At 63.7% G+C, this 14,371-nt stretch carries 15 protein-coding genes; 6 read left to right on the top strand and 9 right to left on the bottom strand.

The features are described 5' to 3' along the window. Positions 1–11: 11 nt before the first annotated feature. Positions 12–764: a phosphatase PAP2 family protein gene (locus tag IGS60_RS19445; RefSeq protein ID WP_306798503.1), complete on the bottom strand. Its 753-nt coding sequence runs from the start codon at positions 762–764 to the stop codon at positions 12–14. 147 nt (positions 765–911) lie between these two features. Between IGS60_RS19445 and IGS60_RS19440 the strand changes: the two genes are divergently transcribed. Further along, entirely contained in the window at positions 912–1,136 is a 225-nt protein-coding gene (locus IGS60_RS19440; protein WP_010396348.1) for a hypothetical protein, read from the top strand. Between the two features lie 107 nt (positions 1,137–1,243). Here the strand turns inward: IGS60_RS19440 and IGS60_RS19435 are convergent, their stop codons facing one another. The 3 genes from IGS60_RS19435 to IGS60_RS19425 all read right to left on the bottom strand — a co-directional run bounded on the left by IGS60_RS19435 (position 1,244) and on the right by IGS60_RS19425 (position 5,320). Further along, positions 1,244–2,356, bottom strand: coding sequence for an AI-2E family transporter (locus IGS60_RS19435; protein WP_230505888.1), 1,113 nt, complete (start codon positions 2,354–2,356; stop codon positions 1,244–1,246). Positions 2,357–2,572: 216 nt separating this feature from the next. Continuing rightward, the gene (locus tag IGS60_RS19430; protein WP_230505887.1) at positions 2,573–3,757 is read right to left on the bottom strand and encodes a DUF1501 domain-containing protein; all 1,185 of its coding nucleotides are present in this window, start codon (positions 3,755–3,757) and stop codon (positions 2,573–2,575) included. 15 nt (positions 3,758–3,772) lie between these two features. Next, positions 3,773–5,320: a DUF1800 domain-containing protein gene (locus IGS60_RS19425; RefSeq protein ID WP_230505886.1), complete on the bottom strand. Its 1,548-nt coding sequence runs from the start codon at positions 5,318–5,320 to the stop codon at positions 3,773–3,775. A gap of 250 nt (positions 5,321–5,570) precedes the next feature. Here IGS60_RS19425 and IGS60_RS19420 point away from each other — a divergent pair, with 250 nt between their 5' ends. Then, positions 5,571–5,948, top strand: a complete 378-nt coding sequence (locus tag IGS60_RS19420; RefSeq protein WP_230505885.1) for a cytochrome c — start codon at positions 5,571–5,573, stop codon at positions 5,946–5,948. Between the two features lie 44 nt (positions 5,949–5,992). On the opposite strand, the gene IGS60_RS19415 is transcribed toward IGS60_RS19420, so the two are convergent. Next, complete coding sequence (locus IGS60_RS19415) at positions 5,993–6,907, bottom strand: LysR family transcriptional regulator (RefSeq protein WP_230505884.1); 915 nt, start codon at positions 6,905–6,907, stop codon at positions 5,993–5,995. A gap of 226 nt (positions 6,908–7,133) precedes the next feature. Here IGS60_RS19415 and IGS60_RS19410 point away from each other — a divergent pair, with 226 nt between their 5' ends. Further along, the gene (locus IGS60_RS19410) at positions 7,134–8,147 is read left to right on the top strand and encodes a zinc-binding alcohol dehydrogenase family protein (RefSeq protein WP_230505883.1); all 1,014 of its coding nucleotides are present in this window, start codon (positions 7,134–7,136) and stop codon (positions 8,145–8,147) included. Positions 8,148–8,149: 2 nt separating this feature from the next. On the opposite strand, the gene IGS60_RS19405 is transcribed toward IGS60_RS19410, so the two are convergent. Continuing rightward, on the bottom strand, positions 8,150–9,418 hold the full coding sequence (locus IGS60_RS19405; RefSeq protein ID WP_230505882.1) for a glycerate kinase: 1,269 nt from the start codon (positions 9,416–9,418) through the stop codon (positions 8,150–8,152). 90 nt (positions 9,419–9,508) lie between these two features. On the opposite strand from IGS60_RS19405, the gene IGS60_RS19400 reads away from it, so the two are divergent. Further along, entirely contained in the window at positions 9,509–9,862 is a 354-nt protein-coding gene (locus IGS60_RS19400) for a YnfA family protein (protein WP_230505881.1), read from the top strand. Here IGS60_RS19400 and IGS60_RS19395 read toward each other — a convergent pair whose 3' ends face one another. Both IGS60_RS19395 and IGS60_RS19390 read right to left on the bottom strand, forming a co-directional pair. Then, positions 9,863–10,264, bottom strand: a complete 402-nt coding sequence (locus IGS60_RS19395; RefSeq protein ID WP_070224889.1) for a TerB family tellurite resistance protein — start codon at positions 10,262–10,264, stop codon at positions 9,863–9,865. Positions 10,265–10,343: 79 nt separating this feature from the next. After that, the gene (locus tag IGS60_RS19390; protein WP_099409921.1) at positions 10,344–11,306 is read right to left on the bottom strand and encodes a TerC family protein; all 963 of its coding nucleotides are present in this window, start codon (positions 11,304–11,306) and stop codon (positions 10,344–10,346) included. 160 nt (positions 11,307–11,466) lie between these two features. Between IGS60_RS19390 and nhaR the strand changes: the two genes are divergently transcribed. Further along, the gene (nhaR, locus tag IGS60_RS19385) at positions 11,467–12,366 is read left to right on the top strand and encodes a transcriptional activator NhaR (RefSeq protein ID WP_230505880.1); all 900 of its coding nucleotides are present in this window, start codon (positions 11,467–11,469) and stop codon (positions 12,364–12,366) included. 115 nt (positions 12,367–12,481) lie between these two features. Beyond that, positions 12,482–13,816 carry a chloride channel protein gene (locus tag IGS60_RS19380; protein WP_230505879.1) on the top strand — a complete coding sequence of 445 codons (1,335 nt, stop codon included), beginning with the start codon at positions 12,482–12,484 and terminating at the stop codon, positions 13,814–13,816. Here the strand turns inward: IGS60_RS19380 and IGS60_RS19375 are convergent. Continuing rightward, positions 13,806–14,300: a MarR family winged helix-turn-helix transcriptional regulator gene (locus tag IGS60_RS19375; protein WP_070224885.1), complete on the bottom strand. Its 495-nt coding sequence runs from the start codon at positions 14,298–14,300 to the stop codon at positions 13,806–13,808. The two genes, IGS60_RS19380 and IGS60_RS19375, sit on opposite strands and share 11 nt — an antisense overlap. Between the last annotated feature and the right edge of the window lie 71 nt (positions 14,301–14,371).

Raw genomic sequence — 14,371 nt, 5'->3', positions numbered from 1 at the left:
GATCGTTCCCCTTATTTGGTTTGCCGGATATGCCGGCGGCGGCGCAGGGTCGACACGCCGGCGATACAGATGGCCAGCCAGCCATAGCTTTCCGCCATGGCCGCCAGCACATCGCTCAGGTAATGCGCGCCCAAATAAATGCGGCTGAAGCCGACGAGCGACGCCATCAGGAATGCGCCCAGCGCGATGCCGATGCGCTTGCCCCAGGCGCCCGGCGCCGTCTGGCAAATCAGGTAGGCGGCCAGCAAGCCGTACAGGGCTGTCGAGGTGGCCGTATGGCCGCTGGGAAAGCTGTACGTGCTCAAGGCCGTCTGCAGGATGGGCTCGTCAAAGCTGGGCCGCGCGCGCACAAAAATGTACTTTAACAGCAGGTTCAAAAACATGACGCCCGGCATGGTGATGACCAGGGTAAACAGCCAATAGTCGGCGCCCTTGCGGTGCAGATACCAGCCCAGCAAGACGGCCAGGGTGATGGCGCCGATCACGCCATGCATATGCGTGACGACCAGCAGCACGCTGGTGATCCACGGCACGGCATGCCGGTTGAACCACTGCGCCACCTGCAGGTCGATCACGGTGATCTGCTCCATGCCCATCACGGCTTCGGCGATCTCGTGGAAGACCACGATGGCCACCAGCATCAAGGCCACGCCGACCGTCATATGCAGGCCCAGCTCGCCTTCGGGCGACAGGCGCGCCTCGACGAAGCGGCGCAGTTTCATGGTCCAGCCCGTGGTCACGCCCATGTCATTATTCTCTTGCAAACTGATCTCTCTTTCTTGTTCCTGGCGATGATCAAAAAAACCACACCAGCAAAAAAATACTGTTTATTCATACAGTAGCTGTGTATTCATACAGTAGTTATGCTATTCTGATGACTCGTTCAACACATCTCCCTCAAAGGAATTGTCATGGCAACATTGAATAGCGGTTTTGGCTCACGGTTCGGCCTGGAATACGCCCCAAGCTCTTTCCTCGTCCGCATGGGCAAGCGCGAAATCCTCGTTTGCCGCGACTTCCGCAAGCGCTACTACACCGTCAATCCCTTGATCGAGTGCGGTACGGGCATCGAGCCGGGCTATGTTGAAGTGCTGCTGATGCGCCGTTGGCTCCTCATTTTATCCAAGGCGCATTAAGAATGACTTTAAAACAAGGTGCTTGCACTCTGTTTTGAAGTCTGCTCCGCCCGGCCACGCCGGGAGCGCGCCAGTACCGGCCAGCGGCAACGCTGGCCGACCCCTCATTACTGCGTGCGTTCCGGTGCGGCCGGGCTGGCAGGTGTATTCGCGCCTGTTTTGACGGGCGCGACCTTGTCAGACACATTCGCCTCGTACCACAAGGTCACGAACAGCACCATCACGACGGGGCCGATGAACAGGCCCACGAGGCCCAGAGTTTCCACGCCGCCCAAAATGCCGAACAGCACGGCCAGGAAAGGCAAGCGGGTAGCGTTGCCGATCATCCCGGGACGCACGAAGTGATCGGCCACGAACAGCACCACGGTGCCCCAGGCGGCCACGCCGATGGCGGCTCCTACATTACCCTGGAACACCAGCAAAGCGGCCGCGCACAGGTAAGCGAGCGGCGCGCCGAACGGGATGATGGCCAAAATACCGGTGGCGAACGCCCACAGGGCCGGCGACGGCAAGCCGGCAATCGCATAGGCGAAGCCGATCAGCACGCCTTCGGCCAGGCCCACGAGCACCAGACCGTTGACGGTGGCACGGATGGCCGTGGGGATCTTTTGCGCATAGCGGCCCCAGCGCTCGGGACGCAGGAAATGGCTGCCGACGGCCGTGATCTGACGCGTCAGCGCTTCGCCATCCTTGTAGAAGAAAAACAGGCATAAGAAGGCCAGGCCGAAATCGACCAGGCGGTGGAAGACGTCCGCGCCCAGCACCTTGAGCATGTCGCGCGCGGAATGAAAACCGCCCACGGCGCTGCCCGCAAAAAAGTGACCGAGGCCGTGGGGCTGGCTCAGGGTGGCTTGCCACCAGTCGCCGATGGCGCTGCCGGCCAGCGGAATATGCGCCACCCAGTCCGGCACGGGCAAGCCGTCCGTATTCGCATGGACGACGAAATTGGCCAGCACGGGCACTTCGCGCGCCGCCTGCGCCACGCCGAACAGCACGGGGATGATAAAGATGCAGGCGAACGCCAGGGTCAGCACGGCGGCCGCGATGATGGTGCGCTGGCCCAGCGCCGCGCGCACGCGCAGATACAGGGGCCAGGTGGCCACGCACAGGATGCCGGCCCACACGAGCGGCAAAAAGAAACGCTGCATGACGAAGGCCGTCACGGCGATCAGGGCCAGGGAAAAGCCTGCGCTGACGATGTCGCGCTGGGTATCGGTCATACCACTCCATTCGTGCCCCGCACACTTTAAAGGTGTACGGGCTTATAGCGCCTAACAAAACCGTAGCGAGCGGAAGGAAGTTGTGGCTGAGAAGCGCAACTGTACGAAGGTACAGTGAGCATCGCAGGCCGCAAATTACGACGCGCAGTAGGTTTTGATAGGTGCTAGGCTACGCGCCAGTTGCGCAGGCGTAGCGTAACACGGAGCCATGGCGATTTATACGAGGCCCAGCTCCACCGGCTTGACGCCGGCAAACACATGATCGAGTTGCGCCGGCGTCAAACCGAAGGTGCGGCGCAGCAAGCCGCCCAGCACGGCGCGGTATTCATTGAGTACGGGCATGTCGCGGTTCTGGAACAGCGTCGCCTGCGACATCGCCACCTGCTCGCCCGCCACCTGCTTGCCCTTGATGCCGCCACCGAGCACCCAGAACACGCTGCCGTGGCCATGGTCCGTGCCGCGGTTGCCGTTTTCGCGGAAGGTGCGGCCAAATTCGCTGACGACGACGACGACGGTATTGCGCCACTCGCTGCCCATTTCCTGCGAAAACGCGGCCAGGCCCCGGCCCAGCTCATCGAAGCGCCCCGCCAGGTAGCCATTCGCGCCGCCCTGCCCCACGTGCGTATCCCAGCCGCCCACGTCGACGAAACCGAGGTTGTATTTGTCCTTCATCAAGCGCGCGATGCGCTGCGCTTCCAGTTCAAAGCCCTTGGTACTGATGGCGTTGCGGTTGGCCGCCTGCATTTCTCCCGTTAATTCCTTCGTCACGTCCTCGCGCACGGCAAAGCCCGCGCTGACCGGTTGCTGCAAGGGCGTGCCCTTGTACATGGCGGCGATGAGCTGGCTTTGACGCGCATCGATACCGGACTTGCCCACGGAACGCAGCCCCATGTTCGGCACTTGCACGCCGCCCTGGAAGATCAGGGGCAGCTGGTCCGTGAAGGAAATGGCGTGCTTGCCGCTGTTGAGGCTTTGCGCGAGCCGGTTCAAAAAGCCCGAGCGGAAATCGCGGCGCCCGCCCAGTTCCTGTCCCAGTTCGATGCTGTCCTGCGTCTCGAAATGGCTGCGCGTCAAATCCGTCGTGCCGGCAAACGGAATGAAGGCCGCCTCGCCGCCCGTGAACATCGGGTAGATGGTGTCGCGCAAGGCCGGATGCAGGGCCCAGTCGGCGTTCAAGGCCAGCGCGCCGTTGTCCGCACCCGGTTTCGCGATGGCGATATTCGGCCGCGATGCATAGTAAAAATCGCTGCCGATGGGCACCAGCAGGTTGTTCGCGTCATAGCCGCCGCGCAGGAAGACGAACAGCAGCTTCGCATTCGTGGCGGGCGCGGCCAGCAAGCCGCCCGCGTGCGACAACAGAGGCGCGGCGGCCAGGGCTTTCAACAGGTCACGACGGTTCATGGCGATCCTTTCAATCTAGCGGTGCATCATTTCCGGCGAAGAGAGCAGAAATGTATTCCACTCCTGCGGCGAGGCGGCCTGTTCCAGGGCCTGGCGCGTGGCGGGACTCAAGGTCGGCTGCAGCGACTGGTAATACAGGGCGCTGGCCAGCTGGGGAAACGCGACCTTTTCCTGCGGCTGCGGGCCGTCCGTCTTGAACAGGCCGGCGCTGCCCGAACCGATGGTGCGGGCGATATCGAAACGCGTCGTCATCTGGCCGGGGCTGGCCCAGGACGCATCCGTCAGCGGATAGCCGTCCGGCGTCTGGCGCCCGTACAGGGGCTGTCCCATGCGCGCGAGCCAGCTCAGCATGGGACCGGCGTTGAGGATGGGCTTGTCGTCGTAGCTGAGGCGCACGGCCGACACCACGTAATGCATGGGGTCCTTGAATTTCTTGCCCAGCGACTGACTGAACTCGGGACTGCTGAACATGGTCTGCAGCACGTCGGCGATCATGCCGTCGCTGTGCTGGAAAGTGGCCGCCATGCGCGCCACCAGCGCTTCTGGAGGGTTATCTCCCACGAAATACTGGGCCAGCTTGCCGCTGATAAAGCGCGCGGTGGCGGGACTGCGGCTCAGGCGGTCCAGCGCTTCATCGAGTTCGGCCAATCCCCGCCCCTTCACCGTTTGCCCAAGGAATTGCTTATCGCCGTAATCGTGGCGGTTCGGATTGAATTCGAACAGGCCCCGGCGCACGTATTGCGATTGCAGCGCCGGTTTCACCTTCGGCGTATCCGTGCCCAGGTTGACGCCCACGCCGGTGAGGATACGCGCCAGTTCCTGCACGTCGGTCTGGCTATAGCCGCCGTTCACGCCCAGGGTGTGCAGCTCCATCAGCTCACGCGCATAGTTTTCATTGATGCGCTTGACGGCGTTGGCTTCATTATCGAGGTAGCGCAGCATGGCCGGGTGGTGGACGGTCGCGCCCAGCAAGTCGCGGAATTTCCCGAGGGCATGCGGCGCGATGGCGTTCGCCTCGTAATCGCCGACCATGGCGCGCAAGTTGTGCTTGCCCTGGTGCACGCTGAAATGGTTGAGCCAGAACCAGCTCAGCTGCTGCTGCAGCTGGTTCGGCGAATACACGTCGAGCAACAGCGAGCGCGTGGCCGCCTCGCGCGCCAGGCGGTTGAGTTCCTGCTGGTATTCCTTTTGCGCTTGCTGCTTCGCCATGTCGTCCATGACGCCGGCCGATTCCTTGCGCTTTTGCTCCACGGACATGACGAGCTGATCGAGCGGCACCTGGCTGATGGTCATGGCGTCGATCTGCGCCTGCACGGCGGGCGGCAGGCTGGCTTTGCCTGGGTGTAACTGCGCCTGCAGCCAGGCGTTCCAGCCTTCCTTTTGCAACTGGCGCACGCTGCCGCCGTTCACGCCCCAGCTGACGCGCTCGAGCATCGCGATGCCTTGCGCGGCATTGTCGGGCGCGGCGACGGCATGCTGCGCGGCCGGCGGCGCCGTTGCGGCACAGCCGGCCAGCAACAGCAGGGATATCAAGGTCGTCGGCAATAATCGGTTCGGGCTCATGGCAATCTTTCAAGCGGTTTCAACCAGAATGCCTGAGGGTACGCCCAGGTTGACCCGCGCATGATTGCCATTTGCAACGAGTTGTAATCAAGCGGGCGTGTTCGCCAGCCGATCGCGCGCGGGCGCGGGCACGTTAGCAATGAACAATCTCGGATAAAATGATATCGAGAGAATGGCGTACTGCAATGGCAGCTGCGTATTTTCTCTTAAACCAGACATTATCCATACAATACGTCCACATTAAAAAGAAATGAAAATATTATTTATCGCCGCATTGGGAATCTTATCGTTCATTCAAACGCCCTTATCCTTCGCCGAGAATCTGAATGGAAAAACCCTGTATGTGCAGCGATGTGCCGTGTGCCACGGAGCAGAGATCAAGGGCACCGGGCCATTGGCGAATAAAAGCAATCCCCCTACACCGGATCTGACAACGGCCGCTTTTAAAAAACGCCTGAAGGATTATCCGGGCGTGATCGTATCGTCGGTCATACTGCGCCCGAATGGCGATTTGATTCCAAAGACCTTGAAAGAGAATGGCGTCAAGATCGCGCCATACGCCTGGCGGGTAAAGGATTTTCGCGATTTGAATCAATACATGAATGATGAGATTTTCAAAAACCGCTGATCTTGAAATCAGCGGAGTACACCTCGCGCAGGAATACTCCGAAATCAATTATCCTGTTTGAATAACTCCACGCACTGATCCCGCAGGAAGTCGCGCAACTGCAGCACCAGCGGCGTCACCTGCGCCCGGTGCGTGCAGACCAGGTGCAGGGGCGTCGCCTCGCCCGCCACGTCGGGCAACAGCGCTTGCAGGCGGCCGGTGGCCAGGTCGCCAGCCACGTCGAGCCGCGATTTGTAGGCGATGCCCAGGCCCGCCACGGCCCAGCGGCGCACGAGATCGGCGTCGTCGGCGCTGCGGTTGCCGCTGACGGCAATCGTCACCTGCTCGCGCTGGGGCAGGCGGTAAAAAGTCCAGCGGTCGTGCAAGCCGTCTTCCAGTGCGAAGCGCAGGCAATTGCGCTGCGACAAGTCTTGCAGCGCCAGCAAGGGGCCATGCTCGCGCAGGTAGCCGGGCGAGGCCACCAGCACCCGGTCGTTGGCGGGCGCGATGGGCATGGCGACCATGCTCGAATCATCCTGCTGGCCATAGCGCAGGGCAATGTCCACTTGCTGACGCACCATGTCGGCCACCCGGTCGCTGACGCTGAGCTGGTAGTGCAGTTTCGGATGGCGCGCCTGGAATGCGTCCAGCCAGCCCAGCATCAGGTTGCGGCCCAGGTCGGAAGGCATAGCAATTTTCAAGGTTCCGCCGAAACTGTCCTTGCCGGCCAGCAGTGCGTCGTGGCCCGCGCGCAGCAGGCGCAAGGCTTCGCGCGCATGCTCGAGATATTGCGTGCCTTCCGGCGTCAGGCTCAGCGAACGGGTCGTGCGGGCCAGCAGGCGCAAGCCCAACTCCCCTTCCAGGCGCTTGACGGCGGCGCTGGCCAGCGCGGGCGAGATGCCGATCTCGCGCGCGGCCGCCGACAAACTGCCCCGGTCAGCCGTGCGGACAAATACCTGCAAGTCATCGAGTCGCAGCAATTTTCAGCATTCCTTTGAAAGTGTTTCGGTACGCGCCCTCTTTTTCGCTGGCGAGAAAATGGCCATGATACGTCATCAAGCCTGTATGGCGTAGGTCGGATGAGGTCCAAAGGACCGTAATCCGACAACATTGTTGGCGTGGCCGATGGTGGTGTCGGATTACGCGCGGTACAGCCGCGCTAATCCGACCTACCCGACTCCATCACTGTTTTACCAAAGGAAGAATATGAAAGCCATCGCCTACCACCACAGCCTGCCCATCACGGATGCCGACGCCCTGGTCGACATCGAGCTGCCCGTGCCCGCCGCCACGGGACGCGACCTGCTCGTCGCCGTCAAGGCCGTCTCCGTCAATCCCGTCGACACCAAGGTGCGCCAGAACCGCGCGCCGAAAGACGGCCAGCCGGAAGTGCTGGGCTGGGATGCGGCCGGCGTCATCACGGCCGTCGGGCCCGACGTCACCCTGTTCCAGGTGGGCGACAAGGTCTGGTACGCGGGCGCCATCAACCGCCCCGGCAGCAACAGCGAATTCCAGCTCGTCGACGAGCGCATCGTGGGCCACATGCCGGCCAGCCTCGATTTCGCCCCTGCCGCCGCCCTGCCGCTCACGGCGATCACGGCCTGGGAATTGCTGTTCGACCGCCTGCAGATCAGCCGCGACAAGAATCTGACCGGCAAGTCGCTGCTCGTGATCGGCGCGGCCGGCGGCGTCGGCTCCGTGCTGGTGCAACTGGCGCGGCAGTTGACGGGCGTCACCATCATCGGCACGGCCTCGCGCGCGGAAACGGCCGATTGGGTCAAGCAACTGGGCGCCCACCACGTGATCGACCACAGCCTGCCGCTGGCCGCCGAAATCACGCGCCTGGGCTTGCCGCCCGTCGATTACGTGATCAGCCTGAACCAGACGGACAAGCATTTCGAGCAGATCGTCGAACTGATCGCGCCGCAGGGCAAATTCGCCCTGATCGACGACCCCGAGCACATCGACGTGCGCAAGTTCAAGGGCAAGAGCGTGTCCTTGCACTGGGAACTGATGTTTACCCGTTCGCTGTTCCAGACGGCGGACATGGTCCAGCAGCACGCCTTGCTCGAGGAACTGGCGCAGCTGGTGGACGCCGGTATCATCAAGACCACCGTGGCCGAGCGCTTCGGCACGATCAACGCGGCGAATCTGAAGCGCGCGCATGCCCTGCTGGAAAGCAATACGGCCAAAGGCAAGATCGTCCTTGAAGGGTTCTAAACTCAGGTAATCAGAATGGCCCGGAAATCATTGACATTCGTCAATGTCGGGCCCGTGATCACACTATCTCCCAGCGCCTGGAAGAAGCCGTGTCCATCGTTGTTGTCGAGGCTATCGCGGGGCTTGATGCCCTGCGCCCAGGCACGCTGCAGGGTGTCGGGCGCGAGATAAGCGCCGGCGATGTCTTCCTGGCCGTCGACGCCATCCGTGTCGCCGGCCAGCGCGTGGATGCCCGCTTGCCCATCCAGCGCGATGCCCAGCGCCAGCAAAAATTCCACGTTGCGCCCGCCGCGGCCCTTGCCGCGCACGGTGACCGTCGTTTCGCCGCCCGACAGCAGCACGCACGGGGCGGGAAACGGCTGGCCCCGCATCGCCGTTTGCAGCGCGATGCCGGCCATGACTTTGCCCACGTCGCGCGCCTCGCCTTCCAGGCTGTCGCCCAATATATACGGCGTGACGCCGGCCGCGCGCGCCACGGCGGCGGCCGCCTCGAGCGCCATCTGCGGCGTGGCGACCAGGGTCGTGCGCGTGCGCGCCAGCCGTGGGTCACCGGGTTTCACGGATTCGCCGCGCCCGCTTTCCAGCGTTTTTCTTATGCTGTCCGGCAAGTCCATGCCATAGCGGCGCACGATGGCCAGCGCGTCCTCGCACGTCGTCGCGTCGCCCACCGTGGGGCCGGAGGCGATATCGCCGAGCTTGTCGCCAGGCACGTCGGAAATCGCCAACGTCACCACTTGCGCCGGATGGCAGGCGGCTGCCAGCCGGCCGCCCTTGATGGCGGACAAATGGCGGCGCACGCAATTCATTTCGCCGATGGTGGCGCCCGACGCCAGCAATGCGCGGTTCAAGGCTTGCTTGTCTTCCAGGGTGATGCCGTCCAAAGGCAATGCCAGCAGCGACGAGCCGCCGCCCGAGATCAGGCACAGCACCGTGTCGTCCGCCTGCAGATTGCCCACCAGGTCCAGCATGCGCCGCGCGGCCGCCATGCCGGCCGCATCCGGCACAGGATGCGACGCTTCCACGATCTCGATGCGTTCACAGGGCACGGCATAGCCGTAGCGCGTGACGACGAGGCCCGACAGCGGCCCCGGCCAATGCCGCTCCACGGCTTGCGCCATGGCGGAGGACGCCTTGCCGGCGCCGATGACGATCAAGCGTCCCTTGGGCGCGGGCGGCAGATGGGGCGGTATGCAGTGCGATGGCTGCGCCGCCTCGACGGCGGCATGGAACATGGCTTGCAGCAAGGCGCGCGGCGCGGGGGGCGTCGTCATGGTGTTCTCCTCGGGTATCCGAACCCGATCATAGCAGGGACGGCGCTGCCCAGAGACTACAATGGCGGCTTGATCACGAACAGGAATGCAATGAGCGACGCCATCGAATGGACCAGTCTTGCCCGCACTTTCGGGCTGTTTACCGTCACGGCCGTGGCCGAACTGCTGGGCTGCTACCTGCCCATGCTGTGGTTGAGCAACAAGGGCAGCGCCTGGCTGCTGTTGCCGGCCGCCCTCAGCCTGCTGGTCTTCGTGTGGCTGCTGACCCTGCATCCGGCCGCCAGCGGCAGGGTCTACGCCACGTATGGAGCCGTCTACATCGCCACGGCGCTGGGATGGCTGTGGCTGGTGGACGGCGTCACGCCCGCCTGGACGGATGTGACGGGCGTGGGCCTGGCCCTGGCCGGCGCCGCCGTGATTGCCATGGGACACAAGGCGACGTAATTACGCCGCGTGCTGGCGGAAATTCGTTTCCGCAGACCACGCCGCGCTGGCGCGGGCCAGCAGTACGGCTTCGCCATCGGCCAGCCAGTCGTCCGCGTCGGCAATCTTCCACATGGCTTGCAGCAGCTTGCGGCGCAAGTCCGGGTCCGTGATTTCATCGAGCAGGCTGTCGATCACGCCATGGGCCAGCTGCACGGCGCCATGCACGGTCGAGGTCAGCATGTCATCGCACAAGTCTTGCAGCAGCTGTTGAAAGGCGGCCGGCGCCAGGTCGATGTGCTCGAGGATCTTGCTGCGGTGCATGGCTTGCAGCTCGGCGCTGGCCAGGTTGCCGTCGACCACCATCATCAGGGCCAGGATACGTCCCGCTGCCTGGGGACTGTTCGCTTCATAGGTACGCATGATTTCATTCTTTCATTGTGATTGATCAAAAGACGCGCCACCGCCTTGCGGGGCGCGCCGTACTGCAGTTTTACTCTGTTTATTTCTTGTCGCTGCGGGTGATGAATACGCTCGCCACGCAGCTCGACACGATCAGCACCGCCACCACCAGCAGCGACGCTTCCACCGGCACGTGGTACCACGGCATGATCAGCATCTTGGCGCCGATAAACACCAGCACCATCGCCAGGCCATACTTGAGCATGTGGAAGCGGTCCGCCACGTCCACCAGCAGGAAGTACAAGGCGCGCAAGCCCATGATGGCGAACAGGTTCGACGTGAAGACGATGAACGGGTCCGTCGTGATGGCGAAGATCGCCGGGATCGAGTCGACCGCAAACACCAGGTCCGTCACCTCGATCAGGATCAGCACGAGGAACAGCGGCGTGACATAGCGCAAACCGCCCTTGGCCACGAAGAAACGCTCGCCGTGGTCGCCGTCCGCTACCCGCAAGTGACGGCGGGCAAAGCGCAGCACGGGGTTGTTCGCCACGTCCGGTTCCGCATCGGCCGCCACCAGCATGCGCATGCCGGTAATCAACAGGAAGGCGCCGAACAGGTACAGCACCCAGCTGAACTCGCTCACCACCCATGCGCCGGCCATGATCATCACGGCGCGCATGACGATCGCGCCCAGCACGCCATAGATCAGCACGCGGCGCTGGTACTGGATCGGCACCTGGAAGGCGCTGAAGATCAGCAGGAAGACGAACACGTTATCGACCGACAGGGCTTTCTCGATCAGGTAGCCGGAGAAAAACTCCAGCGCCTTCTGGTTGGCGATCTCGGGACCGGCCGTGCCGTTCAGATACCACCACAGGCCGCCGTTGAACAGCAGGGCCAGGCTGACCCACACGAGCGACCACGTTGCCGCTTCCTTGACACTGACCTTGTGCGCCTTGTTGCCGCCGAAGACGAACAAGTCCAGCGCCAGCATGAACAGGACGAATACGATGAAACCGGCCCACATGGGTGCCGTTGCAATACTCTCCAGGCCGTTCATCGGCGACCTCCGCAACTGTCTGTCTCTATCCTGATGCCCATGGCACTCTCCTTGCATGAATTGAGCAGTCATCATAGGCTGAATATAAACATCGAACAAATCGAATATAATTTACGAATACATCGAAAAATTCGATGTATTAATTTTACCGGGAACAAACATGTCCACACTCAACTTCAAGCACTTGCGCTATTTCTGGATGGTGGCCAAGACGGGCAGCATCGCGCGCGCGGCCGAGCAGCTGCACCTGACGCCGCAATCGATTTCGGGCCAGCTCAGCGACTTTGCCGACACCCTGGGCGTGGAACTGTTCCGCCGCAGCGGGCGCAAGCTGGAATTGACGGAGACGGGCAGGCGCATCCTCAGCCATGCGGAAGAGATTTTCAGCACGGGCGACGAATTGCTGGAAATCGTGCGCGACCAGTCGCGCACGGCGACGACCACGTTTCGCGTGGGCTGCGCTGATTCCGTGTCGAAACTGATCGCCTGCCGCCTGGTCGAACCGGCGCTGGGCCTGGCCGAACCGCTGCGCATGATCTGCCGCGAAGGCCGGCTGGCCAGCCTGCTGGCGGACCTGGCCGTGCACCGGCTGGACCTGATCATCGCCGACCGCCCCATGCCGTCCCATCTGAGCGTGCGCGGCTACAACCACCTGCTGGGCGAAAGCGGCATGACCCTGTTCGGCACGCCGGCGCTGGCCGCCACGCTGGAAGGCGGCTTTCCGCTATGCCTGAACGGCGCGCCGCTGCTGCTGCCGGGCGAGGATTTCGCCATATATGGCCGCCTGCTGCAATGGCTGGGCGACAACCACCTGCACCCGCGCATCGTGGGCGAGTTCGACGACAGCGCCATGATGCAAGCCTTCGGCCAGTCCGGCGCCGGCCTGTTCTTCGCCCCCACCGTGATCGCGCCCCAGGTGTGCGAACAGCATGGCGTGGTGGCGCTGGGCCGGGTCGACAGCCTCGTCGAGCAGGTGTATGCGATCACCACGGAACGCCGCCTGAGCCACCCGGCCACCGTCGCCATCAGCCAGAGCGCGCGGCGCGAACTGTTCGTGTAGTAGTTCCACAACTGAAGTTCCACAATTAAAACCCCGTAAATACATTTGAGCAAATACATCTATATAATGGCAAGCCTCCCCGACGCCCTGCGCGCCCCTTCCAGGACTTGCCGCAATGAAGCACTTGCACGACATCCCCTCTGCCTTCAAGCATGAATTTGCCAACCCGCGCCTGTGGTGGTCGCGTGCCGTCGTCGTCGGCATGGCCGCCGTCGCGGGCCTCGTCGTCGTGGGCTTTACGTGGCTGGCGGAAACAGCGCTCGATTGTTTTCTCTTTTTTAACGGCAAGGCCTGGTGGTTCGCCCTGCTGTGGACACCGGCTTGCGCCGCCCTGCTCGTCTGGCTGACGCGCCGCTATGCCGTGGGCGCGGCCGGCTCCGGCATCCCGCAAGTGATGGCCACGCTGGATCCGGCCGTGGCACCGGAGCAGCGCTCGCTGTTCGTGTCCCTGAAACTCAGTGCCGCGAAGATAGTCCTGACGGCGGGCGGCTTGCTGGGCGGCTTGTCGCTGGGGCGCGAAGGGCCGTCCGTGCAGATCGCCGCCGGCGTGATGCTGGCCGCGCGCCGCTGGCTGCCGCGCCATTCGCAGGTGAGCGCCCATTCGCTGCTGGTGGCGGGCGGCGCGGCCGGCATCGCGGCTGCCTTCAACACGCCGCTGGCGGGCGTCATGTTTGCCATCGAGGAATTGTCACGCTCGCCCGAGCAGCGCAACAGCGGCCTCATCGTCGCCGGCATCGTGCTGGCCGGCATGATGGCCGTCTCGATCCACGGCAACGCCACCCACTTCGGCATCATCCACCCCGGCCCCATCGGCCTGGCGCTGGCCCTGCCAGGTTTACTGGTCACCCTCGTGGCGGGCGTGGCCGGCGGCCTGTTTGCGCGGCTGCTGCTGGCGTCCGCCCGGGGCAATCCGCTGGGAAAATTATCGGCGTGGAGAACAGGCCGGCCCGTGCTGTTTGCCGCCGTCTGCGGTTTGCTGGTGGCGGCCATCGGCATTGCCAGCCACGGCGCCACGTTCGGTAGCGGCACCGTGGCCACGCGCGCCATGCTGGAAGGCTCCAGCGACGTGGCGCCGGCCTTTGTGGCCTTCAAATATGTGGCGACGTGGCTGACCGTCTGGTCGGGCGTGCCGGCCGGCATCTTCGCGCCATCCCTGGCCATCGGCGCCGGCATCGGGCATGACATCGCGCAATTGCTGCACTACCCGCACGCGCCTGCCCTGATCGCACTGGGCATGGTGGGCTTCCTGGCCGCCGCCACGCAGGCGCCGCTGACGGCGTTTATCATCGTCATGGAAATGGTCGATGGCCACGGCATGGTGCTGAGCTTGATGGCCTGCGCCGTGGTGGCCAGCACCGTCTCGCGCGTGCTCAGCGAGCCGCTGTACGGGGCGCTGGCGCAGCTGCAGCTGCAACGGCTGCCGCAGGCCAGCCGGGACACTACATCGTAAACGGAAACGGCTGCATGCCCGCCTGCCTGTCATCGGGGGCGACGACGGCCAGCAAGGCGTTCAAGCCCTGGTTCAGGTGCGCCAGGCTGTCGGGGTCCAGCTGGGCCAGCGCACTGGGCAGCAAGCCGCGCGCCGGCTGCGGCGCGCCGGCGATCACGGCTTGCCCTTCCGCCGTCAGGGTGAGCGTAACGACGCGCTGGTCGGGCTGGTCGCGCGCCTTGCGCACATAGGTTTTTTTCACCAGCGCCTCGACCAGGTTGCTGGCCGTCGTCTGGTGTATCGACATCTTGCCGGCCAGCTCGCCCATGCGCAGGCCCGGCCGCTCCAGCAATTCCTGCATCACCCACAGTTGCGCGCCAGACACGCCGCATTGCTTCTCGATCTGCGCCGAGTGCCGCTGCGCCGCGCGCATGACGACGCGCATGTTTTGCAAGGCCATGCCCTGCGCCCGGGCCACCGCCGAAATGTCCGCTTCCACCACCATTGCCTCCGTTATCGTACCGGCTGCGCGCCTGCTGGCGGGCCGGAATCCCTGCATGATACCTGCAAAGGCGG

Source organism: Janthinobacterium sp. FW305-128, assembly GCF_020858135.1.
In the GTDB taxonomy this organism is placed as follows: Bacteria; Pseudomonadota; Gammaproteobacteria; order Burkholderiales; family Burkholderiaceae_D; genus Janthinobacterium.
This window is presented reverse-complemented; position numbering and strand designations above follow the sequence as displayed.